Source organism: Pseudonocardia phyllosphaerae (assembly GCF_046546475.1).
Classification (GTDB): Bacteria; Actinomycetota; Actinomycetes; order Mycobacteriales; family Pseudonocardiaceae; genus Pseudonocardia; species Pseudonocardia phyllosphaerae.
Window position 1 is genome coordinate 405,934 of sequence record NZ_JBKGXS010000002.1, and the last position, 24,216, is coordinate 430,149.

The window sequence follows — 24,216 nt, forward strand, 5'->3', positions numbered from 1 at the left end:
CACTCAGGCCGTGGCGGGCCGCAACCGCATCGAGTACAGCACCGCCACGACGCCGAGCAGCGCCGTTCCGACCATGTACAGCGAGACCGGCCAGGACGCGCCTCCGCTCCAGGTCGTCAGCGAGACCGCGATCAACGGGACGAGGCCGGCGGCGATGGACCCGAGCTGCACCCCCAACGACGCGGCGGTCGCCCGGTACCGGACGTCGAACATCTCCGGGTAGTACTTGCCCTGCACGCAGTAGAGCCCGTAGAGCACCCCGTTCGCGAGCGTGTACGCGACGAACACCAGGACGAGCACACGCGACTGCAGCAGCCAGAACATGGGGAAGGCGATTGCCGCGGAGGCGATCGAACCCACCAGGTACACCCTGGCCGCACCGACCCGGTCGGCGATCCGCACGACGAGATAGATCGGCATGGCCGCGATCCCGCCGAGCAGCTTGAGGGTGAGGACCGATGCCGCCGCCATCCCCAGTGATCCCGTCGTGTAGGCGACGGTCCAGGTGAGCAGGTAGGTGATGCTGGCCTGGGTCGTGTGCAGACAGGCCACGGTGACGACCTGCCGGTAGTTGTCGCGCAAGACCTCACGTAGCGGGGTGCGCACGGGCGCCTGCTCGCGGACCCGCTCGAACTCCGGGCTCTCCGGCAGGCTACGGCGGATGTACAGGCCGATCGCGACGATGCCGACGCTGACCAGGAACGGGATCCGCCAGCCCCACGACAGCAGCTGTTCGGAGGTCAGCAGCCCGGTCATGAGGATCATCGACACCGACGCGAGGATCGATCCGGCCGAGGAGCCGAACTGCACCCACACCGTGTAGCGCGCCTTCCTGCCCGGTGGCGCGTGTTCGTTCAGCAAGCTCGCAGCGCTCCCCCACTCGCCGCCGATGGCGAGGCCGTGCGCGAACCTCAGCAGGGTGAGCAGAATCGGAGCCGCGGCTCCGGCCGCCGCGTAGGTCGGGAGCGCACCGATCCCGACGGAGGCGACCCCGACGACCGCCATCGATGCGACGAGCGCGGGCTTGCGCCCCAGGCGGTCGGCGATCCCACCGAAGACGATGCCGCCCAGAGGCCGTGCGACGAATCCGGCCGCGAACGTTCCGAACGAGGCGAGCAGCGCCGTGCTCGGATCGAGGCCGGAGAAGAACAGCTTGTTCAGAACGAGCCCGGCCATGAGGCCGTAGATGAAGAAGTCGTACCACTCGAGCACCGTCCCCGCGAAGGTCGCGGCATAGAGACGTCGGCGCACGGACGGCGACAGCTCCGCGGGGCGCGTGCCCGTTGCAGGCAGTCCGGTCATCTGAGAACGCCCTTCACCGGGGTCCGGACGGCACGAGCAGCAGCCGCAGCACGGTGTGGCGCTCCACCGCCGAGCGGCTGTAGTGCAGTGGGAACGTGTCCCCGGCGGCCCAGCGCGGCAGCAGGTCGCGGTAGTGGTCGTCCTCGGGACGCCCCGACTGACCGGGGGCGTTGACCGCCCGGGAGTTGTCCCAGTCGCCGACGTCGATCACCATGCTGAACGACGCTCCGCTGGTCTGGACGTAGGTGTCGTCGAACGCGGTCTGCATGACGGTGTCGGGGCCACCGCCCCGCTCGACCGGCGGTACCGCGACCCGCTCGTCGGAAAGACGCCCGGCCAACGGGTGCTGCGGCCTCGACAGGTGCAGGGCACCCCAGCGCCAGAGCTCAGGTGTCTCCCCGAGCCGGGACCGCAGGTCGTCGACCGCCGCACGCAGCGAGCGGGTGAGGATCTCGTCGAGGACGGTGCGCTCGCCGGTGAGGGCGGCTGCCATCTCCAGCGTCGTGCGGGTGTCGACGAGGGCGACCCGGCCCGGCATGAACCGTTCGACCGTGGTCTCCAGGTCCTCGGGCGCGACGCGGTCGGCCAGTGCGTTCCGGAGCAGCTCGGGCCGGAGGTGGGCCCGGCTCCACACCTGGTAGAGCGCCGCGGCCGCCGAGTCGGTCGTCTCGTCGCAGTCCCAGCCACGCAGCATCGCGACCGCGTCGGCGACGTCGGGCCCGGGCACGAATTCGTCGAGCACCTGCAGCAGCCTGCGGGCGGCGACGTCGACGGTGTCGCGCTGCAGCGCCTCGCAGGCGGCGATGGACACGTCCGTCGCCGAGCCCAGGACCTCGGCGATCCGTGCGTAGCGGAAGCCGGGGAGCCAGTCGTAGCCGACGGTGTGCTCGGCGTTGTCGTGGTCGTCGGGAAGGTTCATCTGGTTGGCCGTGGCGACCCAGTCGCACTCGGGGTCGCGCAGCGAGGGGAGACGGTCGACGTCGTAGAAGCCGTCCCACTCGTAGCGGCCGTCGCCCGGCACCGGGAGGGTGCCGTCCCAGTTGGGCCGGATCGGCACGAGACCGGCGGGGCGCCAACCGATCGTTCCGTCCGGTGCGGCGTAGACGTGGTTCAGGCCGGGTGCGCCCCAACGGTTCAGCGCGTCGACGTAGTCGTCCGGGGTCTCGGCGCGCTGGTAGGCCAGGCTCGACAGGTACGGGGCCATGCCGGGCTCGAGCCAGGCCGCCCGCACGGCGAACGCCGTGCGCCGCTCGGGATCGGCCCACACGACGGGTCCGTGCCGGGTGAACCGCAGCTCGACCTCCACCGGCTCCCCGCCCGCGACCGGCACGGTCTCGGTGACCACGGTCATCGGCTCCCACCCGTCGCGGTACCGGTAAAAGGTCGGGTTGCCGGGCTCGGTCTCGTAGACGTAGAGGTCCTGCATGTCGATACCGAAGATGGTCAGGGCGAAGGCGACGTTTCCGTTGTGCCCCATCGCCACGCCGGGCAGCGCCGGCTCCCCGGCACCGATGATGTCCACACCGGGGGCGGACAGGTGGGTGATGTAGCGCATCGACGGGAGGTCGATCGCCCGGTGCGGGTCGCCGGCCAGCAGGGGTCTGCCGGTCGCTGTCCGCGACGCACCGACCGCCCAGTTGTTGCTGCCTTCGGGAGCGTCGCGGTCCGGTGCCGGGTCCTCGCCGTCGAACACCGGCCAGCTCGTGGCCAGCCGGAAGTCGTCGAGGACGACCGAGGGGTCCTCGGGGAAGGCGGCGAGGTCGAGTCCCTCGGGAACGCGGATGGTGTGGGCGGGCTCCCGTGCCTGCCGCAGGTCCTCGGCCTCCGGACCGAGATCGCGCAGGGTCGTGACGCGCTCGATCTCCTGCTCCACGTTGTAGTAGAGGCCGTGGCTCCGGACGCGGACGACGTCGGCGGGCGCCCAGCGGCCCGGCTGGAACCCCAGCTCGCGGAACTCCAGCGGGAGCCGTTCGGGCTCCTGCTCGCAGACGTCGATGAACGCGTTGATGCCACCGACGAAGGCCGTCACGATCCGCTTGGTCGCGTCGCCGTAGGCGAGCCACTCCGCGTGCATGTCACCGCGGTAGAGGAAGAGTCGTGCTGCCCGGTCCCGCGCGACGAACCGTTCGCCGTAGACCTCGGCGAGCCTGCCGAGACCGCGCCGACGCCAGAGGTCGAGCTGGAAGAGGCGCTCGCGGGCGATGGTGAATCCCTGCGCGCGGTACAGGTCGTCGCCGGACGCCGCGTAATGGTGCGGCACTCCTGCGGCGTCGACGAGCACTTCGACCGTTGCGCCCAGACCCGCGACCGGAAGCTGCTCCTCGGGTGTCCCCGGTGGGATCTCACTCGCGTCGAACGGCATGGCGACACGCTAGGGATCACGCCGTTGATTCCGCTAACACTGAGATCATCTCACCGTGATGCCCGAAAGGCATCATCGCGCTGGTGAACCTGCAGCGTCTCGAGTACTTCCTCGCGATCGTCGACACCGGCACGACGCGGGCCGCTGCCGAACACCTGCGCATCGCCCAGCCCGCGCTGAGCCGGCAGCTCCGCGGTCTCGAACGCGAACTCGGACTCGAGTTGTTCACCCGGCACCGCCAGCGGTTGCAGCTGACTCCGGCGGGCCGGGAGACCGCTCGGCTGGCCCGCGAGCTCGTGGCGCACGCCGACTGGATGGAGAACGCGCTCGCCGATCTGACAACCGGGGCGGTCCGGCAGCTGACCGTCGCGGCCAGCATCCCGGTGATCAGCGAGATCCTCGCCCCGTTCATCGCGGATCTGCGGACGACCGATCCGATGATTCTCACCAAGGAGGGACCACACCTCGAGCTGGAGGCGCTGCTCCGCGGCGGGGCCGATGCCGTGATCTCCCCCGTCCGGCTGCACCGTGGATTCGCCCAGCACCTCATCGGCCGCAGGTCCGTGCGGGCCTTCGTCGCACCGACCCACCACTGGGCCCGTGACGGGCGTACCGCCGTCGGCGTGCGCGAGCTCGTGGACGAGCACCTGATCGTCCCCTCCGACGGTCTGGTCAGCAGGCGGCTGCTGGATGCGTCGACGACCCGGCTCGGCCTCACCTACGGCCGCAGGTCGGAGTGCGACTCGAGCAGTACCGCGATCGCCAACGCCGCTGCCGGGAAAGCTGTGGCGGTGGCCGCGACGCTCCGCGGCCCGGGCACGTATCCGATCCCCGTCCTGGAGAACGCCGACCGCCCGGACACCGTGCTGTACGTGCCGTTCCACCTGGTGTGGCACCCGCAGCACCACGCCGGGGCGGTGATCGAGGACCTCGCCGTCCGGCTCACGGCGTTCTTCCACGACGGGCCCGCGCGTCCGATGGCGTCGGCCGGGCCGGCCTCGCCTGCGCGCGGCGCCTGACCTCCTGGTGCCATACCGCCGTACTGCGGCCGGTCGCCCGGGTCGTCAGGTCGCCCGGGTCGTCAGGTCGCCGTCGACACCACGAGCTCGACGACGTAGCCGCCGTCGTCCTGCACGACGGTCCCCTGCCGGACCTCGGAACGCCCGAGGTCGATCCGCCGCTCGGCCACCGCGTCGTACAGGCCGACCGCCGCGGGATGCAGCGGGCCCTCCGGGAGGTTCTCGGCGTCGGCCGGGCTCCAGGTGACGACGAGCTCGGTGCGCGCCGGGAGGATCCCGGCGACCTCCTCCGGTCCGCACCACCCGTCGTCGACGGCACTCGTGGTGGGCCAGCAGCACACGAGGTCGACCGTGTCCTGCTCGCCGCTGCGCAGGCTCGACCAGGCCGGGCCGCTCGGCCCGAGACCGTCGGTCCGCAGCCGCGTGTACAGCGCTCCGAACGCCGCGTTCGCGACGTCGTCGGAGAGCTCGTCGAGTTCCTCGGGCCGTCCCCGGATCACGTGGCCGACGAACGGCTGGGCGGGCATCTCCCGCTCGGCGACCGCCACGGGCGCCGCCAGCGCACGCAGCACCTCACCGGCCGTGGCGAACGCCTGGTCCTCGGCCTCGCGCTCGGCGAGGACCGACCGGCGGTGCGCGGCGAGCGCGGCCGCCGCGTCACCGCCTGCGACGGCGTCGGAGACCTGCGGCAACGGGACACCGGCGTCACGCAGTGCGCGCACCGTCACCCCGGCCCGGACCTGGCCCTCGCCGTAGCGCCGGTACCCGGAACGGGCGTCGACCTCGGCGGGGACCAGGATCCCCTTCTCGTCGTAGTGGCGGAGCGCCTTGACCCCGAGCCCCGTCAGCCCTGCGAACTCGCCGATTCCCAACATGGGACCAGCGTCGCGTCTCCCCCTGCGGGAGGGTCAACCGACGACGGTGGAGGCGTCGCTCCGCGAGATCACGCCGGACGCCGCCGGACGCGCGGCCCCGACGTGCGGTGCCGCGAGAACGAAGTCGCGCCGCTCAACGCCAGCCGCAACGCAGCCACCTCGGGGAGGTCGGGCGGCGTGTCCCGCCGACAGGCCGGCGACCACACGCGAGTCGTCCCGCCCGCGTCGAGCTGACGCACCCGGGCAGGGTGTCCGGCCGGGCCGGGCGACGCCGTCAGAACGCCATCGCCTGCGCGCGACGCTTGATCTCCTTGTGCCGCCCCGCACGGATCGCGGCGATCGGCGTACCGGAGAGCGTCTCGTCGTCGGTGAACAGCCAGCGCAGGATGTCGGCGTCGTCGTAGCCGCCGTCGCGCAGCACCATGATCGTGCCGGACAGGCCGCGGACGACGTCGTCGCCGTCGAGGAAGACGGCGGGCACGACGACGTCGCGCTCGTGCTTCAGCGACAGCAGCTGGCCGTCACGCACCAGCTGGAACACGCGGGACACCGGGACCGACAGTCGTGCGGCGACCTCGTCGACCGGGATGATCTCCTCGGTGACGGCCGCGGGGAGGGACTCGCTCACCGGGGAACTGTCCCACATCGCACTACCGGGTGAACGGGGCCGCCGCCGGATCGGGTGGGTCGCCCCGCGGCCCGGCGGGGGCGCTGAAGTAGCCTTCCGGCCGTGAGCCCACCCTCCGGACCGGGCGATCCCGGCACGCCGGGTGGGGCCGCTCGGACGATCACCGACGGCCCGGCGCCGGTGTACCTCGACGACCGCTACCTGGTCGGCCCGGTGCTGGCCCGCGGCGGCATGTCGACGGTCTACCACGGCACCGACACCCGTCTCGACCGCGCGGTCGCCATCAAGGTCATGGACCCGCGGATGGCCGGTGACCAGGCGTTCCGCACCCGGTTCGACCGGGAGGCGCGGTTCGCGGCCCGGATCGACCACCCCGCCGTCGTCGCCGTCTACGACCGGGGCACCACCCCGGCCGGGCCGCTGGGTGAACCGAGCCTCTTCGTCGTCATGGAGCTGGTCGACGGCGGCACCCTGCGCGACGTGCTGCGCGCCCGCGGCGCGCTCGGCCTGCCCGCCGCGGTCCGCGTGCTGGAGCCGGTGCTGGCCGGGCTGGCCCGCGCGCACCGCCAGGGCATGGTGCACCGCGACGTGAAGCCGGAGAACGTGCTGATCTCCGCCTCCGGTGAGGTGAAGGTCGCCGACTTCGGGCTGCTCACCGCGGCCGCGGAGGCCGGCGTCAGCCACGCCGGGATGATCCTCGGGACGATGGCCTACCTGTCCCCCGAGCAGGTCGAGACCGGCCGCGCGGATGCCCGCAGCGACGTCTACGCCGCCGGGATCATGCTCTACGAGGTCCTCACCGGCGTCGCCCCGTACACCGCGGACAACCCGCTGTCGGTGGCCTACCGGCACGTGAACGAGGACGTCCCGCCCCCGTCGGCGCTGGTCCCGGGCCTGCCGCCGGCTGTCGACGCGCTCGTCGCCCGGGCGACCGCCCGCGATCCCGAGCTGCGTCCGGCGCACGCCGAGCAGTTCCGCCGCGAGCTGATCTCACTCGCCGACGACCTCGCGCTGCCCCGCGCCGCGGTCCCCCGCCCGCCGGCCCCGGTCGACGACGCCGAGACCCTCCCGGCCGGGCCGCGCCGGATCCGCGCCACCGCGCTCGAGGGCGCCGGCGCGAACGGCACCCGGGCCGCGACCCGCGGCGGTCCGCGCCACGGCGGCGGTACCGGCACGACGGTCACCCCCGCCGCCGAACCGGAGCCGGTGTCGCGCACCGAGCTGCGCCGCGCCAGGCGCCGCGGCAGGCGCACGTTCGCACTCTGGATGGTCCTTCTGGTGCTGCTCGCGGCGCTGGCCGGGACCGGTGCCTGGTGGCTCGGTGCCGGGCGCTGGACGACGATCCCCGCCGTCACAGGGCTCGATCGGGACCGGGCGGCGGCACTGATCGCAGAGTCCGACCTGACGCCATCGGTGGACGAGCGCGCCGACGACACCGTCGCGCCGAACCTGGTCGCCTCGGTCGACCCGGCCCAGCAGTCCCGGCTGCTGCGCGGCAGCACCGTCACCCTGGTCGTGTCGACCGGGCGTCCGGCGGTCCCGGAGGTCCCGCCCGGCAGCGCGGTCGGCGCCGCCGAGGACGCGGTCCGCCGCGCCGGGCTCAGCCCGGTCCGCAGCACCGAGGCCACCGAGTACTCCTCCACCGTCCCGAAGGACGCGGTGATCCGCACCGACCCGGTCGCGGGCACCCGGCTGCCCGGCGGAGCGCCGGTCACCCTGGTGACCAGCAACGGCGCCGAGCCGCCCCCGCCCCCACCCTCGCCGCCCGCACCGGTCGCCCCGGAGACGCCCGAGACTCGGGAGCCGACCACCAGCGCCCCGCCGACCAGCTCGGAGCCGTCCGGTTCCGGCTCGGTGCCGTTCGTGATCGGCATGAGCGCCGATGAGGCCCGGGAGCTGCTGGAGTCCGAGGGTTACTCGGTCGAGGTGGACAACAGCTTCCCGTTCGGGCGGCGCGACGACGGGCGCGTCGTCGGCCAGGACCCCGAGGCAGGCGACGAGGTGTCCGCCGGTGACACGATCACGCTGAACGTGCTCTGAGATGCCCCGGCCGGGTCCGGAGCAGCCGAGGCCCAGGGGCAGCCGGGGTCAGAGCCCGAACCGGGCCCGGGCCTCGCCGGTGAGCGGCCGCAGCTGCGCCCCGGGCGCGGTGACGGCGTAGGCGCCGGCCCGCACCGCGTAGCGGGCGGCGTCGGCGAGGTCGTCGCCTGCGGCGAGCCGGACGGCGACGGCGGCCAGGAACGCGTCCCCGGAACCGGTGGTGTCGACCGGGTCGGCCCGCACGGCGTCGACGTGGACGCAGTCGGTCCCGGTGCCTGCGTCGTGCACCCGGGCGCCCTGCTCGCCGAGCGTGACGATCGAGCGGGCCACGCCGTGCTCGCCGAGCAGCCGCGCCTCGTGCTCGTTGACCACCAGCACCCCGGTGAGCTCGAGCAGCTCGGCCGGGACCTCGGCGTAGGGCGAGAGGTTGAGCAGCACGGTGACCCCGGCGTCGCGGGCGGCACGGGCCGCGGCCAGCACGGCGTCGAGCGGGATCTCCAGCGACATGGTGAGCACCGCGGCACCGCCGAGGCCGGCCGGATCGGGGATGTCGGCCGCGGACAGCGTGCCGTTCGCCCCCGGCGACACGACGATCGTGTTGTCCCCCTGGGCGTCCACGGTGATCACGGCGGTGCCGGTCGCGGTGCCCGAGTCCGCGGGCCGCACCGCGATGCGGGAGACGTCCACCCCGGCGTCGGCGACGGCGGCGGTCACCGCGCGGCCGTGGTCGTCGTCGCCGACGGCGCCGATCATCGCGACGTCCCCGCCGAGCAGCCCGGCGGCGACGGCCTGGTTGGCCCCCTTCCCGCCGGGCCCGGTCACCAGGTCCTCCCCCGCGACGGTCTCCCCGCGCCCGGGGAAGCGCTCGGTGCGGACCGTGAGGTCCCCGTTCAGCGAGCCGACGACGACGATCCGGTTCACTCCGGCCTCCCGTTCGCCACCGCGGTCTCCCGCGGTGCGGTCTCCGCGGCGCTCGGCCGCGGGATCAGCAACGACACACCCAGCGCGGCCGCGGTGAGCACCGCCCCGGTGATCATCCCGCCGGTGTAGCCGGCGGCGGAGTGGTCGCTGCCGCCGAACGCGATCTGCGCGGCGGGCAGGACCACGAAGCTGATCCCGGCGCCGAGGTTGAACGCGCCCGCGTTGAGCCCCGGCAGCATCCCCGGGTTCTCCGGCGGCGACAGCAGCACCCCCAGCCCGTTGAGCATGATGTTGGCGATGCCGGCGTAGGTGATGCCGAGCAGCAGCGTCCCGGCGACCAGCACCGGCAGCGACGCGACCCCGGCAACGGCGAGCAGCACGGTCGCGGCGACGCTGCCCGCCAGCCCGATCCGCAGCACCGTCCGGTAGCCGAGCACCGGCGCGAGGCGTCCGGCGAACGGCCCGACCAGCCACCCGACCAGCGCGTACGGCGCGAGCAGCACCAGCGCGGTCAGGTCGGCGGGCAGCCCGAACCCGGCGCCGGTGGTGTTCTGCGCGAGCGAGGCGACCAGGCCGTTCGCGATCGCGAACACCCCGGTCATGGTGAGCAGCGTGGTCGCCAGCGTCGCCCAGGTGCCGCGGCGGCGCAGGAACGCCACCGGCACCAGCGGCTGCACGGTCCGCGCCTCGAGCGCGGCGAACACCGCCCCGGCCACGACGGCGACGACCACGTAGAGCGCGACCAGGCCCCAGTCGGCGTCGCCGAGCGCACCGGCCTCGTCGAAGGCCAGCAGCAGCGCGCCGACGGCGACGACCAGCGGGACGACGCCGCGCCAGTCCATCCGGGTCCCGGCCGAGGGTCGCGACTCGGTGCCCCACACCGCGACGCAGCCGATCGCGGCCACGGTGACCACGGCGATCACCCAGAAGATCGAGCGGAAGCCGTAGGCGGTGGCGAGCCAGCCGCCGGCCAGCGCGTCGAGCCCGGCGACGCCGCCGTTCACCGCGGTGACCAGGCCGAGGGCGACGCCGTAGCGGCGCGGGTCGGTGATCTCGCTGCGCAGCATGAGCAGCCCGATCGGGACGACCGGACCGGTGACGCCCTGCAGGATCCGGCCGGCGAACAGCATCCCGACGCCGGTGGCGAGCGCGGCGATCACGCTGCCCAGCAACATCACCGCGAGCATCCCGAGCAGCACCCGGCGGCGCCCGGCGATGTCGGACAGCCGCGGCAGGAACAGCGAGAACATCGCGGCGAGGGTGAAGAACATCGTCTGCGACAGCCCGACGGTCGCCTCGTCGGTGCCCAGCTCGCGGGCCATCGTGACCAGGGCGGGGCTGAGCATGGAGGCGTTGAGCTGGAACGCCACACAGGCGGCGACGACGGCGGCGACGAGCGCGGTCACCCGGCCGCGGGCGGCGGTCATGCGGCGTCCCCGGCCGTGCGCGCGGGCTCGCCGATGGTGCGCAGCGCGCCCACGACGAGGTCCCAGAACCGGGCGTGGTCGAGCTCGGTCGCCGCGTGCGTGCGGCAGCCGGCCGGGGCGGGCCCGCGCCGGTCGGCGACGGTCATCCCGGTGGTGTACCGCCCGGCTGTCTCGACGACGATCGGCATCGGTACGGCACGCACGACGCGCGGGTCGATGACGTGCGCGACGGCGCAGGGGTCGTGCACCGGCGGCGCGTCGAATCCCTGCACGTCGCGGTAGGTGTCGGCGAAGAAGTCGAGCAGCTCGTCGACGAAGCGGGCGGGCCCGGTGCCGACGGCGCGGATCGCGTCCCGCACGTCCGGGGTGGCCAGCGCCTGGTGGGTGAGGTCGAGCCCGACCATGACGACCTCCCAGCCGGCCGAGAAGACGATCTCGGCGGCCTCCGGGTCGATGGCGATGTTGAACTCCGCGACCGGGGTCCGGTTGCCGACCGCGACGCCACCGCCCATGAGCACGACCCGCTTGACGCGCTCGACGATCCGCGGCTCCCGGCGTGCGGCGAGGGCGATGTTGGTCAGCCCGCCGGTGGGGACCAGGGTGACCGTGCCGGGCTCGTGTGCCAGCACGGTGTCGACGATCAGGTCGACGGCGTGCCGGTCGACGGCGCCGAACGCGGGCTCGGGCAGCGCGGGGCCGTCGAGGCCGGTCTCGCCGTGGATGTCCGCGGCGACCTCGATCTCCCGCAGCAGCGGCCGGTCGGCGCCTGCGGCGAACGGGACGCCGGTGATGCCGGCCATCGTCGCGACCGACAACGCGTTGCGCGTGACCTTGGGCAGGGTCTGGTTGCCGACCACGGTGGTGACGGCGAGCAGCTCGATCGCCGGGTCGCCGTGCGCGAGCAGCAGGGCGATCGCGTCGTCGTGCCCGGGGTCGCAGTCCAGAATGATCTTCTCCGCCATCCGCGGATCTCCACCTCGTCGTAGAACCTCCACGCCCGGTGGGGCGCAGCGCCATCGTCATCCGTCAAGCGTTTGACGTCAAGCGCTTGATGTCGACTAGACTGCTGTGATGAGCGGGAACGGACGCAGGGTGACCGCGGCGATGGTCGCCGCACACGCCGGCACCAGCGTCTCGACGGTCTCGCTCGTGGTGAACGGCAAGGCCCGGGGCCGGGTGTCCGAGACAATCGCCGACCGGGTCCGCCGTTCGGTGTCCGAGCTCGGGTACGTGGTGGACCACGCCGCCAGCTCGCTCGCGCGCGGCCGGAGCGATCTGGTGGTCCTCCTGGCCCCGGACCTGCCGAACCCCTTCTTCGGCGACGTCGTCGCCGGTGTCCGCGCCGGCCTCGGCGAGCGCTACCACCTGATGCTGTCCACCCCGGCCGGGACGGGCACCCAGCCCGCCGCCGAGGACGTCGCCCGGGTCGCGGCGCTGCGCCCGACCGGGCTGCTGGTGCACGCGCCGTCGCCGTCACTGCTCGACGACCTGTCCCCCGACGGCCCGCCGCTGGTCCTGCTCGACGCGCGCGCTCCCGGCCACGACGCGGTGACCTTCGACTTCGGCCCCGGCGTCGACGCGCTGCTCACCCACCTGGCCGCACTCGGGCACCGCCGGATCGCCTACCTGGACGGCACCACGCCGTCGGCGACGTTCGCGGTGCGCCGCGAGCTACTCGCCTCCCGCGCCGGTGCGCACGGTCTCACCGTGCTCGGCGACGAGGTCCGCGCCGACGTCACCCTCGACGCGGCCGCGGACACCGCGGTCGGCGCGCTGCCCCGCTGGCTCGACGACGGCGCCACCGCGGTCGTCGCCGCCGCGGACACCCTGGCCTACGGCGTGCTCGCCGCCGCGGCCCGGCTCGGCCTCGCCGTGCCGGACGACGTCTCGGTCGCCGGGTTCGACGACCTGCCCTACTCGCAGATCACCGCACCGGCGCTGACCAGTGTGGGGCTGCCCGGGCACGCGCTGGGCCGGGCCGCGGCGCGCCGGCTCACCGCGGTGCTCGACGGCGACGACGCCGCTCCCCCGGTGTCCCCGATCGCCCGGCTGGCAGTCCGGCACAGCACGGCCCCGCCCCCGGGATCCGGGGACGGGGCCGCGAGCTGATCCCCGGCGGGCGCCTCAGCCGCGCAGCATCTCCGCGACCAGGAACGCCAGCTCCAGGCTCTGCTGGGTGTTCAGCCGCGGGTCGCACGCGGTCTCGTAGCGACCGGCGAGATCGGTGTCGGAGATCCGCTGCGCGCCGCCCAGGCACTCGGTGACGTCCTCACCGGTGACCTCGACGTGGATGCCGCCCGGGTGCGTGCCCAGCGCGCGGTGCACCTCGAAGAAGCCCTGCACCTCGTCGACGATCCGGTCGAAGTGCCGGGTCTTGTAGCCGGTGGAGGCCTCGTGGGTGTTGCCGTGCATCGGGTCGCACTGCCAGATGACCTTGTGCCCGGACGCGGTGACCTTCTCGACGATCGCCGGGAGCACGTCGCGGACCTTGTCGTTGCCCATCCGCGAGATCAGCGACAGCCGGCCCGGCCGGTTGTGCGGGTCGAGCCGCTCGACGTACTCGACGGCCTGCTCCGGCGTCGTCGTCGGGCCGATCTTCATGCCGATCGGGTTGGCGACGAGCTCGGCGAGGGCGACGTGCGCGCCGTCGAGCTGGCGGGTCCGCTCCCCGATCCAGAGCATGTGCGTGGACAGGTCGTAGAGCCGCGGCGCGGCGCCCGTGCCGTGCTCGTCGGCGCGCTCCAGGTCCAGGCGCAGCATCGAGCGCTCGTAGTCCAGCAGCAGGGCCTCGTGGCTGGCGTAGAACTCGACCTGGTGCAGGTTGTGGTCCTGCACGCCGCAGGCGTCCATGAAGCGGACCGCACGGTCGATCTCCGCGGCGACGGCCTCGTACCGGACGCCGGCGGCGGAGGTCCGCACGAAGTCCTGGTTCCAGTGGTGGACCTTGGTCAGGTCGGCCATGCCGGTCGCGGTCAGCGCGCGGACCATGTTCATCGCGGCCGAGGCGTTGGCGTAGGCGCGGATCATGCGCGACGGGTCCGGGGTGCGCAGCGCGGCGTCCGGCTCGAGGGCGTTGACGATGTCACCGCGGTAGGACGGCAGGCCCGCCGAGTCGATCGAGCTCGACCGCGGCTTGGCGTACTGCCCGGCGATCCGGCCGACCTTCACCACCGGCAGCGAGGCGCCGTAGGTGAGCACGACGGCCATCTGCAGCAGCGTGCGGATGGTCGCGCGGATGTGCGGCTCGGTGTTGTCGACGAAGGTCTCGGCGCAGTCCCCGCCCTGGAGCAGGAAGGCCTCCCCGTTCGCGACGGCGGCGAGACGCTCCTGCAGCCGGTCGACCTCGGGCGGGAGCACGACCGGCGGGACGGACTCCAGCACCTTGCGGACGTCACCGACCCGCGACGGGTCGGGCCACTCGGGCTGCTGTGCGGCGGGGCGGGAGAGCGCGTCGTCCAGCGAGGAGCGCAGGTCCGCGGGCAGCGGCGGGAGCTCCGGGAGGACGTCGATCGGCGCGTCGACGGACCAGTTCACGGCGCCCAGAATAGGGCGGTGTGCCCGGTCACCGGGTCCCGGCCCCCGTGGCGCTCCCCTGGGCGACAGCCGCCTCGATCGCCTGCCAGCGCTGCAGGTTGTGCCGTGCGTCGGCGAGGGCGTCGTGCGCCTCCCGCGGCGGCGGGGGCAGCGTGGGCCGGCCGGTGTCCTCCCAGCGCTGGCGCAGCTCGCGGGTGAAGCGCGGCATCGCACGCGGCAGCGCGGGCATCGAGCCCCACAGCTGGCAGAGCGCGACGTGGTCGTAGGCGGCGATCCAGGCCCACAGCTCGACGTCGCCGGGTGCGGAGGTGCAGAACTCGAGGATCTCGTCGCGGATCCGGGCGCGCGACATCCACGCCTTGTCCGCCGGCGACGGGAGCTTCGGCAGCACGTTGGTGCGCACCCACTTCCCGGCCCGGTCCGGGTCGAACTCGGTGGAGACGGCGTAGAACTCCCGGCCGTCCTCGCCGACCATCCCGATCGACACCAGGTCGATGGTGGTGCCGTCCTCGATGAACTCGCAGTCGTAGAAGAAGCGCATTCCGTGTTCCGTCGTCGGCGGTGCGGTCCGGGTGGATCCGCCCGGCGACGAGCGTACGTGTCAGCGGGTGCACCAGCTCCACAGCGGTCATCCGGACTTCCCTGCGCCCTACGCGCAGCTCGGCTCCGGCCCGATCTGGACTCGGCCGGTCGTCGAGGAGTTCGCCCGGCGCTGGTCACGCCGCCCGGGACGTCCGGCGTCCGCGTAGCGCGTCGGATCGCACCGGCCGCCGACCGTGATCACCGCCGGGAACCGCGCCGCCACGGCCGCGACGGGGTCTCGGCCGCCGAATGCCTCAGCAGGTGAGGCTTCTTCGGAGTGGGTATGCCCGTCGCCCCGGCGCGGGCAGCGCGGCCCGCGCCCGGTGGCCGCGCCCCTCAGCTCGCGCGCGAGTCCGGCAGCTTCGGGTCGGGCAGCTTCGGCTCCGTCCGCGACGGCGCGGGCGGCGGGGCGCCTGCGGCGGCCTTCTCCTTGACCGAGGCCGCGTACAGGTCGACGTAGGTCTGCCCGGACAGCTCCATCAGCGCGTACATGATCTCGTCGGTCATGGAGCGCTCGATGAACCGGTCGCCTGCCATGCCCTCGTAACGGCTGAAGTCGATCGGCTCGCCGATCACGATGCGCACCTTGAGCGGGCGCCACATCTTCGAGCCGATCGGGTTGACGCGGTCGGTGCCGACCATCGCCACCGGGATCACGCGGACGCCGGCCTCCAGTGCCATCCGGGCGACGCCGGTCTTGCCCTTGTAGAGGCGGCCGTCGGGCGAGCGGGTGCCCTCGGGGTAGATGCCGAGCAGCTTGCCCTCGTTGAGCAGCCGCACGGCGGTGTCCATCGCGGCGCGCGCCGCGGAGCCGCCGGAGCGGTCGACCGGGACCTGCCCGACGCCGCTGAAGAACTGCTTGGACAGCCAGCCACGCAGGCCCGGGCCGGTGAAGTACTCGCGCTTGGCGAGGAACGTGACCCGCCGCGGCAGCATCAGCGGCAGGAAGAAGGAGTCGGCGACGGCGAGGTGGTTGCTCGCGAGGATCGCGCCACCGTCACGCGGCACGTTCTCCGCCCCCACGATCGACGGTCTGCAGAACAGCCGCATGAGCGGCCCGAGCAGCACGAACTTGGACCACCAGTACAGCACGCTGCGCTGCCTCCCTACGACGTCGCCGCGTCAGCCTACGGATGCCCGCGACGTTCCGACAACGGGGCGGCGATCACGTCGGTCCGGCCCGTGCCACCGGCGTCGTCGCCGTGCCACCATGGGCGCTCCGGACGGGCGAGGGAGGGCGTGCGATGGAACCGCACGGCGGGTCCGGCCGCGACGAGGAGTTCGAGTCGATCGTCGCCGGCTGGCGCTCGGAGGGCTCGGTGCCCGCGTGGCCCGCCGAGCGTCCCGACCCCGCCCCGGAGGGTTCCGCCCCGCCGCCCGCTCAGGACGAGACCGGGCCGGGTGACACAGGACCGGACGTCGTCGACGCCGGCGCCGACCCCGACGACCACTACCACCCGCCCGAGCCGCCGCCGCTGCCCCGCCTGGGCCCACCGGCCGTCGTCGGGGGCGGGTTGATCGGGACGGGGCTGCTGCTCGCGGGCGCACCCGAGCTGGTCGGTGCAGGCGGGACGTGGCCGCTGCCGCTGGGCCTGGTGCTGATCGCGGCCGGGCTGGCGTGGCTGCTGCTGCGGCTGTGGACGGCCGACTCCGGTCCCGAGGACGACGACCTCGACGACGGCTCGCGGCTCTGACCCGCGGGGTCAGACGAGCAGGGCGTCCCGGGCCAGCGTCGCCGACCCGACGACGGCGGCCGCGGCCCCCAGCTGCGCGGTGCGGATCCGCGCGAGCGGCCGGTTCCCGGCGCCGGTGAGGATGCGGGCGTAGTGCTCGCGGGCCTCGTCGAGGAACAGCGGCGCCGAGGACGACACCCCACCCCCGATCACGACGACGTCCGGGTCGAACAGGTCCGCGACCAGCGACAACCCTTCCCCCAGCCAGCGGCCCATTTCGCGCACGGCGGCCCGGGCGACCGGGTCGCCCTCGCGGGCGGCGGAGGCGACCCGCTTGCCGGTGATCCGCCCCGGGTCGGCGGCGGCCTCCCGGGCCAGCGCCGACGGCCCCGCCACGTGCCCGCCCGAGACCAGCTCCAGGGCGGTCGTCGCCAGGGCGGTACCGCTGCAGTAGCGCTCCCAGCAGCCGCGCTTGCCGCACGGGCAGGCCCGCCCGTCCGGGACGACCCGCAGGTGCCCCAGCTCGGGGGCGACACCGTGGGCGCCGCGGAACAGCGCGCCGTCGAGCAGCAGGGCGCCGCCGATGCCGGTGCCGATCGCGACCAGCACCGCGGTCGACGCCCCGGCGGCGGCGCCGTAGCGGCGCTCGGCCAGGGCGGCGGAGTTCGCGTCGTGCTCGACGACGACCGGGACACCGCCGAGCCGGTCACGGATCCGGTCGGCGACCGGGGCGTCGCGCCAGGACAGGTGCGGCGCATAGCGCACGAGCCCGCGCGGGGCGTCGACGAACCCGGCCAGTGCCAGCCCGACGGCCTCGGCCGGGTACCGGGTGCGCAGCTCGTCGACCGCACCGGCGATGGCCTGCTCCAGGGCGTCGTCGGTGCGCGGGGTGGGCGCGGTGGCGGTGTCGAGGATCTGCCCGTCGGCGTCGACGACCCCGGCCCGCACGCTGGTCCCGCCGACGTCGACGCCGATGGTGAGCCGGTCGTCGGCGTAGCTCACGGCCGGTGCACCGGGATCCGCTGAACGGTCCGGCCGCGCGGCCGGGCGCCGTTCGTGCCGGTGCCCGGACGCGTGCGGCCCCGGGCGTCGGGCTCGGGGCGCGGCTGGTGCTCTCCGGTCTCCTCCAGCACCGCGATCAGCAGCGACAGCAGCCCGCCGACCTGCTGGGCCAGGCGCGCCGCGAACTCGGAGTGCTCACCGCGCAGCACCGCGATCAGCGCACACACCGGGCAGGCGGTGCAGGCCCCGGCCGAGCCGGGCGGTGGGCCGGCGGGCTCCCCCGCGGCGGAACCGGTCCCGGCCCCGTTCGCGGGGCCGGTCCCGGGCCCGTCGGCCGAGCCGGTCCCGGGACCCGTCGCGGAGCCGTTCGCCGTGCCGTTCGCGGACCCGCTCGCCGCACCAGCAGCCGAGCCGGTTGCCGACCCGGCCGTAGGGGCACTGCCGGAGCCAGTGCCCTGCAACGGTTCCAGCCCGTCCCGCAGCCGCTCCAGCGCGCTGATCGCCGTGGCCCGGAGGTCGTCCGGGATCCCGGCGTGCGTGCCGCAGCATCCGGGGCGCGGGGTCACGAGCTCATCCAGGTTCCGGGGTCGGGCTTGAACGCGATCACCAGGCGTGCGTCCAGCCCACCGGGCTCCAGCCGGGCGCCGACGGCCTCACAGCGCCGCAGCACCGACGGCAGCGTGATCACCCGCCGCGTCACACCGAGCCCGACGACCATGTCGTCGCCGACCCGGGCCAGGTCCAGCGGGCTGTCCTCGGCGCCGGGCAGCGCGACGTCGAGCTCGAACTCGGTGTCGGCGGAGACACCGTGCCCGGCGGTGCGGCGCAGCTCCATCAGCGGACGCGGGGTGCCGCCGTCGGGTGCGCCGGCCGGGTCGTCGTCGCCATAGATGGAGCGGGCCAGCTCGGCCAGCGCCTCGACGCCGGTCGGCTCGGCCGCGGTGTAGGGCACCGCGACGACCGGGACGCCGACGCCGAGCTCCTCCAGCTCGCGCAGCACCGCGTGCTGCTCGCTCGCCCGCTCGCGCAGCCAGCGCGCCGCGGGCCCGCGCAGCGACGGCGGCGGGCCGGGCATCACCCGGTTCGCCATCAGCGCGTCGACCCGCAGCTCGTGCAGCGCGAGCGCGGTCAGCGTGCGGCGGGTCTCCGCGGCGACGACGCGCTCCGGGGTCAGGACCAGGCGGATCGCGGTGCGGTCGCGGTCGGCGAGCATCGCGCGCAGCCCGGTGAGCTGCCCGGCGAGCGCGCCGAGGGCGGCGACGGTGCGATCCCAGCCGTCGGTGTCGTTCTTCGCCCCGGCGAGGTTCGCGACCAGGCCGCGGACGGCCCGGCGGTGCGCGGGGAACAGTCGCTCCAGGTAGCCGTTGAGCGCCTCGGGCAGGGTGAGCAGCCGCAGGGTCTCCGCGGTCGGCCCGCAGTCGACGACGACGACGTCGTAGACACCCGAGTCGGCGAAGCGCTGCACCTCGGCCAGCGCCAGCAGGTCCTCGACGCCGGGCAGCACGGTCAGCTCGTCGGCGACCAGCTCGTCGACGCCGGCCCCGGCCAGCATCGTCCGCAGGTGTTCCTGCAGGTCGCCCCAGGTGCCCTCGAGCAGGGTGCGGGCGTCGATGTGCGCGGCGTGCAGGTTCTCGGTGATCTCGGCGGGCTCGGGTCCGAGCGTGGTGCTCAGCGCGTCGCCGAGGGAGTGCGCCGGGTCGGTGGAGACGACCAGCGCGGTGCGGCCGGCTCCGGCGAGCAGCGCGCCGGTCGCCGCGGCCAGGGTGGTCTTGCCGACCCCGCCCTTGCCGGTGAACAGCACGACGCGCACGCGCCGGAGCGTAACGAGAGGCCCGGTCCCGGTCCGAGGGGACCCGCCGGTGCGCCGGTGGTGCGGCCGGCGCTGCGGCTCAGCCCTTCTCGACGCGGCGCTTGAGCCCCTTCAGCGCCGCATCGATGATCACCTTCTCGGCCTTGCGACGGAGCATCCCGATCATCGGGAAGTTCACCTCGACCGAGAGCGCGTAGGTGACGGTGGTGCCGGAGCCGTCCTCGACGAGCTCGTAGGACCCGTCCTGGGCCTTCTGGATGCCGCCCTTGACCAGCTCCCAGGTCACCGACCGGTCGTCGGGGGCCCAGGTGTAGTCGAGGGTGTAGGAGTCCTTGATCGCTCCGGCGTCCATCGCGAAGCGAACCTGGCGGGCGCGGCCGCCCTCGCCGGCGTCGACGATCTCGACGTCGTTGATCTGGTCGGTCCACTCCGGGTACTTCGGGAAGTCGGCGATGACCGCCATCACGTCGTCGGGGGTCGCGTCGATGTGGATCGAGGAGGTCGTCGCGTCGGCCATGGCCGGGAGGCTATCCCGTCGGGCCGGGCCCGGCTCACAGGTGGAGCACGTAGGGCTCTCCGGAGGCGCGGAAGTGCCCCGCGTTGACGGCCTCGGTGCGCCCGATGCGCACGCGCGGGTGCAGCGGCTGGTGCACGTGGCCGAACAGTGCGTGCGACGGCTGCTCGCGCCGGATCCGGTCCAGCAGTGGGCGGCTGGTCATCTCCCCGCGGCCGGTGACGACGTCGAACGCCAGGTCCGGGACCGCGGGCGGGACGTGCGTGCAGAGCACGTCGGCGGGGCCGAGCGCGTCGAGGCGGGCGGTCCAGTCCTCGTGCCGGACGAAGTGCGGCTGCCACGGCCCGGCCGGGCGGGGCTCGCGCCCGGGCGGCAGCGGGACGCCACCGAGGAACCCGACCCGGCGCCCGCCGATCTCGACGACGGTCCCGTCCGGGGTGGCGACGCCGTCGACGTCCGGCCAGGCGGCGGGCATGTCGACGTTGCCGGGGATCGCCCACACCGGCACGCCGAGCCCGGCGAGCACGCCGAAGATCTCGGCGTACTGGGCGGCGACGGCCTCGTGCACCGCTGCGGCCGGGTCGTCGAAGCGGGCCCAGGCCCGGTCCATCAGGCCGAGCATCTCCTCCCGCGGCGCCCCGGCGCGGCGCAGCCGGGCGAACTCGGCGGCGACGCCGACCCCGAGCAGCCGCCCGACGATGCCGTTCGCGGGCTCGCGGTAGTCGATGAACTCGACGAGGTCGCCGAGCACGATCACGCCGTCGGCGCGGGAGCCGTCCGGGCCGTGCGCGACGCGGGCGAGCGCGGCGCTGTCGCCGTGGACGTCGGTGACGACGTGCAGCCTCACCCTGCGGTCTCCCCCGCGGTGTCGGCTCCGGTCTCGCGCACGTGCTCCGGGACGACGCCGGCCGGTCGCCCGCCCTCCAGGCGCCGCTTGGCCGCGAACGCGCGGGTCTTGAACTCGCGGTGCCGCCGGTCGGACTCGCGCCGCTCGCGGCGGGCGCGGGTCAGCCGGTGACCCGGCAGCGGCGTCGTCGGGTCGGCGCGCAGGAAGAAGTGCAGGACGGTGCCGTCGCCGACCGGCTCGCACCAGACCTCCATGGTCCCGGTGAGCGCGCCGGTGACCGTCCAGCGGATCCCCGCCGGGCCGCGGTCGTGCGCGACCTCGGGGCGCAGGTCGGGCCACCACTGCGGCCACCGCGCAGGGTCGGCGAACTCCGCCGCGACCCGCTCGCGGGGCACGGCGACGAACGTCTCGTCGATCACGTCCACGGCCGGCACCCGGCCAGCCTGCCACCCGGGTCCGGGCGTCGCGCCGCGGGGACGCCGTGTCCGGTTCGTACCGTTTCCGAATCGCAGCTGACGACCCGTGTTCCCGGGGTCTACCAGACGGTAGGTTCCTGGGGAGATCATGTGCGGCACGAGGGCCGCGTGGTCGCACAGCCCAGCCGTCGCACAGCCCTGCCGAGGCCGCCAGGAGGTCGATTCCCGTGCGTGAGTACAGCGTTCCCGCCGCGGTGTCCGTGGGAGCCGAGGAGTCGCTCTCCGACGCCGTGTTCACCAATGCCGAAGAGTTCCCGCAGTCGGTGCTGTACCGGCGCAAGGACGGGGACGCCTGGGTCGAGGTGACCGCCGCCGAGTTCGCCGAGCAGGTCACCCGGGTCGCGGCCGGTCTGATCGCGGCCGGGATCGAGGCCGGGGACCGGGTCGCGCTGCTGTCGCGCACCCGCTACGAGTGGACGCTGTTCGACTACGCGATCCTCGCGGCGGGCGGGGTCACGGTGCCGATCTACGAGACGTCGTCGCCGGACCAGATCGGCTGGATCGTGTCGGACTCCGACGCCGTCGCGATCGTCGTCGAGACCGCCGACCACGCGGCGGCGGTGGAGAAGGTCCGCGCCGACCTGCCCGGGCTGCGGGCGGTGTGGCAGATCGAGCCTGCCGTGTCGGCTCCGGACGCGCCACCGGCCGTCGCGCAGCTCACCGGGCTCGGCTCGGACACCGGTGACGACGTGGTGCACGAGCGCCGCAACGCCGTGCGCGCCGAGGACCTCTGCACCCTGATCTACACCTCGGGCACCACCGGCCGGCCCAAGGGCTGCGAGCTGACCCACCGCAACCTGGTCACCGAGATCCGGACGATCGCTGCGGCGATGCCGGACCTGTTCGGCGACGACGACTCGGTGCTGCTGTTCCTGCCGCTGGCGCATGTGTTCGGCAAGGCGATCCAGTGCGGCTGCCTGGCGACCCGCACCGTCGTCGGGCACACCCCGGACGTGAAGAACCTACTGCCCGACCTGGCGGACTTCCGCCCGACCTTCCTGCTCGCGGTGCCGCGGGTGTTCGAGAAGGTCTACAACGGCGCCCGGGTCAAGGCCCACGACGAGGGCAGGCTGACCGGGACGATCTTCGACACGGCCGCCGACGTCGCCATCGCCTACTCCAAGGCGCTGGACACCGGGGGCCCGGCGCTGCCGCTCAAGGCCGTGAACGCCCTGTTCGACCTGCTGGTCTACCGCAAGCTGCGGGCCGCCGTCGGCGGCCGGGTGAAGGCGGCGGTGTCCGGGTCCGCCCCGCTGGGCGAGCGGCTCGGGCACTTCTTCCGCGGCGTCGGGCTGCCGGTGCTGGAGGGCTACGGCCTCACCGAGACCTCCGCCGGGATCACCCTGAACACCCTCGACGCGCAGCGGATCGGCTCGATCGGGCGCCCGGTGCCGGGCTGCGCCGCGCGGATCGCCCCGGACGGGGAGATCCTGCTGTCCGGCGACATCGTGTTCCGCGGCTACTGGCACAACGACACCGCCACCTCCGAGGCGCTGGAGGACGGCTGGTTCCGCTCCGGCGACATCGGCGAGATCGACGACGCAGGCTTCCTGCGGATCACCGGCCGCAAGAAGGAGCTGATCGTCACCGCGGGCGGCAAGAACGTCGCCCCGGCCGTGCTCGAGGACCGGCTGCGGGCGCACCCGCTGGTCGGGCAGTGCATCGTGATCGGTGACCAGAAGCCGTTCATCTCGGCGCTGGTGACGATCGACCCGGAGGCGCTGCCGGGCTGGCGCGAGCGTCAGGGCAAGCCCACCGGCGACGGCTCGTCGGCCGCCGACCTGGTCGACGACCCGGAGCTGCGCGGCGAGATCGCCGCCGCGGTCGAGGAGGCGAACCAGGCGGTGTCGCGGGCCGAGCAGATCCGCAAGTTCCGGATCCTGCCGCACGACTTCTCCGAGGCCGGCGGCGAGCTGACGCCGACGATGAAGGTGAAGCGCAAGGTCGTCGTCGACTCCTACGCCGGCGAGATCGAGGCGATCTACTCCTAGGCCTGCTCCTGGGCGGGTCCGCGGGCGCACCCGGCACCGTGGAGGAAGGCGCGCAGGCGTTCCGCGGAGCGCGGGCCGCCCCAGATCCGCTGCACCCGCGCCCGACCGGCCCGGCCCATCGCCTGCGCGCGGGCCGGGTCGGCGAGCAGGCCCGCGACCCGGCCTGCGACGGCCTCGACGTCCCGGCCGTCGACGACGTGCCCGGTCACGCCGTCCTCGACGGTCTCCGGCGCGCCCCCGGAGTCCCCGGCGACCACCGGCAGCCCGCTCGCAGCCGCCTCCAGCAGCGCGATGCCGAGCCCCTCGACGTCGAGACCGCGCAGGTGGGTGCGGCACGGCAGCGCGAAGACGTCCCCGGCGGCGTGGTGCGCGGCCAGCTCGCCGTCCGGAACCCCTCCGGTGACGACGACGGCGTCGGCCACCCCCGCGCGCCGGGCGAGACGCTGCAACCGGTCCCGGTAGGGGCCGCCGCCGACCAGCAGCAGCCGCGCGCCGGGGACCCGTTCGCGGATCCGGGGCAGCGCGGCGACCAGCGTGTCCTGCCCCTTGCGGGGCACCAGCCGGGACACGCACGCGACGACCGGGGCCTCCCCCAGCCCGTACCGGGCCCGGATCGCGGCGCGGGCGGCCGGGTCCGGGGCGAACCGGGTGGTGTCCACCGGTGGCGGCAGCGGTTCGAGCACCGCGTCCGGGCCGAACGCGGCACCCAGGCGGGAGCGGGTCCAGCCGGAGACGGTGGTGATCACGTCGGCGTCGGTGCCGATGCGCCGCAGCGCCTGGCGGGCTCCGGGCAGCATCGACCAGCCGACCTCGTGGCCGTGCGTGCTCGCGACGACCCGGCCGATCCCGGCGCGGCGGCGCAGGTACGGGCCGAGCAGGGCCAGGGGCGCGGCGGCGCCGAACCAGACGGTCGTCGCGTCGTGGTGGCGCGCGAGCTCGGCGGCGCGGCGGGCGACGTCCGGGGTGGGCAGCATCAGCGACGACGGGTGCCGGTGCACCGGGAACGGCTGGGCCCCGTCGAACACGGCGTCGGACGCCACATCGAGTACGGCGTCGGACACCGCATCGGCCACGGGGCCGGGCCGCCAGGCCGGGGCGTAGACGGCGAGCTCGCCGTCGGGCAGGGCACGGGCGAGGGCGTGCAGGTAGTGCTGGATGCCGCCGGGGCGCGGCGGGAAGTCGTTGGTCACCAGCAGGGTGCGGGCCACCCGGC

General features: G+C 74.4%; 22 protein-coding genes. 5 read left to right on the plus strand and 17 right to left on the minus strand.

Annotated features, from left to right (window positions below):
• Window positions 1-3 precede the first annotated feature (3 nt).
• Window positions 4-1,251, minus strand: a complete 1,248-nt coding sequence (locus tag ACLE50_RS07220; protein WP_410942616.1) for an MFS transporter — start codon at window positions 1,249-1,251, stop codon at window positions 4-6.
• A gap of 64 nt (window positions 1,252-1,315) precedes the next feature.
• On the minus strand, window positions 1,316-3,664 hold the full coding sequence (locus ACLE50_RS07225; RefSeq protein WP_410942617.1) for a penicillin acylase family protein: 2,349 nt from the start codon (window positions 3,662-3,664) through the stop codon (window positions 1,316-1,318).
• A gap of 83 nt (window positions 3,665-3,747) precedes the next feature.
• On the opposite strand from ACLE50_RS07225, the gene ACLE50_RS07230 reads away from it, so the two are divergent.
• Window positions 3,748-4,683, plus strand: a complete 936-nt coding sequence (locus ACLE50_RS07230; protein WP_410942618.1) for a LysR family transcriptional regulator — start codon at window positions 3,748-3,750, stop codon at window positions 4,681-4,683.
• Between the two features lie 62 nt (window positions 4,684-4,745).
• Here the strand turns inward: ACLE50_RS07230 and ACLE50_RS07235 are convergent, their stop codons facing one another.
• Window positions 4,746-5,558 (minus strand): MerR family DNA-binding transcriptional regulator, encoded by an 813-nt coding sequence (locus ACLE50_RS07235; protein WP_410942619.1) that lies wholly within the window; start codon window positions 5,556-5,558, stop codon window positions 4,746-4,748.
• 274 nt (window positions 5,559-5,832) lie between these two features.
• Entirely contained in the window at window positions 5,833-6,186 is a 354-nt protein-coding gene (locus ACLE50_RS07240; protein WP_410942620.1) for an Rv2175c family DNA-binding protein, read from the minus strand.
• Between the two features lie 102 nt (window positions 6,187-6,288).
• On the opposite strand from ACLE50_RS07240, the gene pknB reads away from it, so the two are divergent.
• Window positions 6,289-8,226 (plus strand): Stk1 family PASTA domain-containing Ser/Thr kinase, encoded by a 1,938-nt coding sequence (pknB, locus tag ACLE50_RS07245; RefSeq protein ID WP_410942621.1) that lies wholly within the window; start codon window positions 6,289-6,291, stop codon window positions 8,224-8,226.
• A 48-nt stretch (window positions 8,227-8,274) separates the two neighbouring features.
• Here pknB and ACLE50_RS07250 read toward each other — a convergent pair whose 3' ends face one another.
• Genes ACLE50_RS07250 through uriH form a run of 3 tightly spaced genes read right to left on the minus strand, consistent with a single transcriptional unit; the run spans window position 8,275 to window position 11,536 of the window.
• Window positions 8,275-9,147, minus strand: a complete 873-nt coding sequence (locus ACLE50_RS07250; protein ID WP_410942622.1) for a ribokinase — start codon at window positions 9,145-9,147, stop codon at window positions 8,275-8,277.
• On the minus strand, window positions 9,144-10,574 hold the full coding sequence (gene uriT / locus ACLE50_RS07255) for a uridine transporter UriT (protein ID WP_410942623.1): 1,431 nt from the start codon (window positions 10,572-10,574) through the stop codon (window positions 9,144-9,146). The genes ACLE50_RS07250 and uriT overlap by 4 nt, the downstream gene beginning before the upstream one ends.
• Window positions 10,571-11,536 carry a uridine-preferring nucleoside hydrolase UriH gene (gene uriH / locus ACLE50_RS07260; RefSeq protein ID WP_410942624.1) on the minus strand — a complete coding sequence of 322 codons (966 nt, stop codon included), beginning with the start codon at window positions 11,534-11,536 and terminating at the stop codon, window positions 10,571-10,573. The genes uriT and uriH overlap by 4 nt, the downstream gene beginning before the upstream one ends.
• Before the next feature lie 109 nt (window positions 11,537-11,645).
• Here uriH and ACLE50_RS07265 point away from each other — a divergent pair, with 109 nt between their 5' ends.
• The gene (locus ACLE50_RS07265) at window positions 11,646-12,683 is read left to right on the plus strand and encodes a LacI family DNA-binding transcriptional regulator (protein ID WP_410942625.1); all 1,038 of its coding nucleotides are present in this window, start codon (window positions 11,646-11,648) and stop codon (window positions 12,681-12,683) included.
• A 15-nt stretch (window positions 12,684-12,698) separates the two neighbouring features.
• On the opposite strand, the gene ACLE50_RS07270 is transcribed toward ACLE50_RS07265, so the two are convergent.
• The 3 genes from ACLE50_RS07270 to ACLE50_RS07280 all read right to left on the minus strand — a co-directional run bounded on the left by ACLE50_RS07270 (window position 12,699) and on the right by ACLE50_RS07280 (window position 15,782).
• Window positions 12,699-14,108 carry a class II 3-deoxy-7-phosphoheptulonate synthase gene (locus tag ACLE50_RS07270; protein ID WP_410942626.1) on the minus strand — a complete coding sequence of 470 codons (1,410 nt, stop codon included), beginning with the start codon at window positions 14,106-14,108 and terminating at the stop codon, window positions 12,699-12,701.
• Between the two features lie 28 nt (window positions 14,109-14,136).
• Window positions 14,137-14,649, minus strand: a complete 513-nt coding sequence (locus ACLE50_RS07275) for a polyadenylate-specific 3'-exoribonuclease AS (protein ID WP_410942627.1) — start codon at window positions 14,647-14,649, stop codon at window positions 14,137-14,139.
• Window positions 14,650-15,026: 377 nt separating this feature from the next.
• On the minus strand, window positions 15,027-15,782 hold the full coding sequence (locus ACLE50_RS07280) for a lysophospholipid acyltransferase family protein (protein WP_410942628.1): 756 nt from the start codon (window positions 15,780-15,782) through the stop codon (window positions 15,027-15,029).
• 152 nt (window positions 15,783-15,934) lie between these two features.
• On the opposite strand from ACLE50_RS07280, the gene ACLE50_RS07285 reads away from it, so the two are divergent.
• On the plus strand, window positions 15,935-16,384 hold the full coding sequence (locus tag ACLE50_RS07285) for a DUF308 domain-containing protein (protein ID WP_410942629.1): 450 nt from the start codon (window positions 15,935-15,937) through the stop codon (window positions 16,382-16,384).
• A 9-nt stretch (window positions 16,385-16,393) separates the two neighbouring features.
• Here ACLE50_RS07285 and ACLE50_RS07290 read toward each other — a convergent pair whose 3' ends face one another.
• The 6 genes from ACLE50_RS07290 to ACLE50_RS07315 all read right to left on the minus strand — a co-directional run bounded on the left by ACLE50_RS07290 (window position 16,394) and on the right by ACLE50_RS07315 (window position 20,970).
• Window positions 16,394-17,365, minus strand: a complete 972-nt coding sequence (locus ACLE50_RS07290) for an ROK family protein (protein WP_410942630.1) — start codon at window positions 17,363-17,365, stop codon at window positions 16,394-16,396.
• Window positions 17,362-17,931: a hypothetical protein gene (locus tag ACLE50_RS07295; RefSeq protein WP_410942631.1), complete on the minus strand. Its 570-nt coding sequence runs from the start codon at window positions 17,929-17,931 to the stop codon at window positions 17,362-17,364. Before ACLE50_RS07295 ends, ACLE50_RS07290 begins: the two co-directional genes overlap by 4 nt.
• Window positions 17,928-19,175: an ArsA family ATPase gene (locus tag ACLE50_RS07300; RefSeq protein ID WP_410942632.1), complete on the minus strand. Its 1,248-nt coding sequence runs from the start codon at window positions 19,173-19,175 to the stop codon at window positions 17,928-17,930. The genes ACLE50_RS07295 and ACLE50_RS07300 overlap by 4 nt, the downstream gene beginning before the upstream one ends.
• Window positions 19,176-19,254: 79 nt before the next feature.
• Window positions 19,255-19,692, minus strand: coding sequence for an SRPBCC family protein (locus ACLE50_RS07305; RefSeq protein ID WP_410942633.1), 438 nt, complete (start codon window positions 19,690-19,692; stop codon window positions 19,255-19,257).
• Window positions 19,693-19,726: 34 nt separating this feature from the next.
• Entirely contained in the window at window positions 19,727-20,536 is an 810-nt protein-coding gene (locus ACLE50_RS07310; RefSeq protein WP_410942634.1) for a metallophosphoesterase family protein, read from the minus strand.
• Complete coding sequence (locus tag ACLE50_RS07315; RefSeq protein WP_410942635.1) at window positions 20,533-20,970, minus strand: polyketide cyclase / dehydrase and lipid transport; 438 nt, start codon at window positions 20,968-20,970, stop codon at window positions 20,533-20,535. The genes ACLE50_RS07310 and ACLE50_RS07315 overlap by 4 nt, the downstream gene beginning before the upstream one ends.
• Window positions 20,971-21,179: 209 nt before the next feature.
• Here ACLE50_RS07315 and ACLE50_RS07320 point away from each other — a divergent pair, with 209 nt between their 5' ends.
• On the plus strand, window positions 21,180-23,003 hold the full coding sequence (locus ACLE50_RS07320) for an AMP-dependent synthetase/ligase (RefSeq protein WP_410942636.1): 1,824 nt from the start codon (window positions 21,180-21,182) through the stop codon (window positions 23,001-23,003).
• Here ACLE50_RS07320 and ACLE50_RS07325 read toward each other — a convergent pair.
• On the minus strand, window positions 23,000-24,211 hold the full coding sequence (locus ACLE50_RS07325) for a glycosyltransferase family 4 protein (protein WP_410942637.1): 1,212 nt from the start codon (window positions 24,209-24,211) through the stop codon (window positions 23,000-23,002). The two genes, ACLE50_RS07320 and ACLE50_RS07325, sit on opposite strands and share 4 nt — an antisense overlap.
• Between the last annotated feature and the right edge of the window lie 5 nt (window positions 24,212-24,216).

What these genes read in the sequence shown, in the direction of transcription:
- ACLE50_RS07225 (WP_410942617.1), bottom strand. Translation starts at nt 3,664, where the DNA reads ATGCCGTTCGACGCGAGTGAGATCCCACCGGGGACACCCGAGGAGCAG.
- ACLE50_RS07235 (WP_410942619.1), bottom strand. Translation starts at nt 5,558, where the DNA reads ATGTTGGGAATCGGCGAGTTCGCAGGGCTGACGGGGCTCGGGGTCAAG.
- uriT (WP_410942623.1), bottom strand. Translation starts at nt 10,574, where the DNA reads ATGACCGCCGCCCGCGGCCGGGTGACCGCGCTCGTCGCCGCCGTCGTC.
- uriH (WP_410942624.1), bottom strand. Translation starts at nt 11,536, where the DNA reads ATGGCGGAGAAGATCATTCTGGACTGCGACCCCGGGCACGACGACGCG.
- ACLE50_RS07265 (WP_410942625.1), top strand. Translation starts at nt 11,646, where the DNA reads ATGAGCGGGAACGGACGCAGGGTGACCGCGGCGATGGTCGCCGCACAC.
- ACLE50_RS07275 (WP_410942627.1), bottom strand. Translation starts at nt 14,649, where the DNA reads ATGCGCTTCTTCTACGACTGCGAGTTCATCGAGGACGGCACCACCATC.
- ACLE50_RS07285 (WP_410942629.1), top strand. Translation starts at nt 15,935, where the DNA reads ATGGAACCGCACGGCGGGTCCGGCCGCGACGAGGAGTTCGAGTCGATC.
- ACLE50_RS07305 (WP_410942633.1), bottom strand. Translation starts at nt 19,692, where the DNA reads ATGGCCGACGCGACGACCTCCTCGATCCACATCGACGCGACCCCCGAC.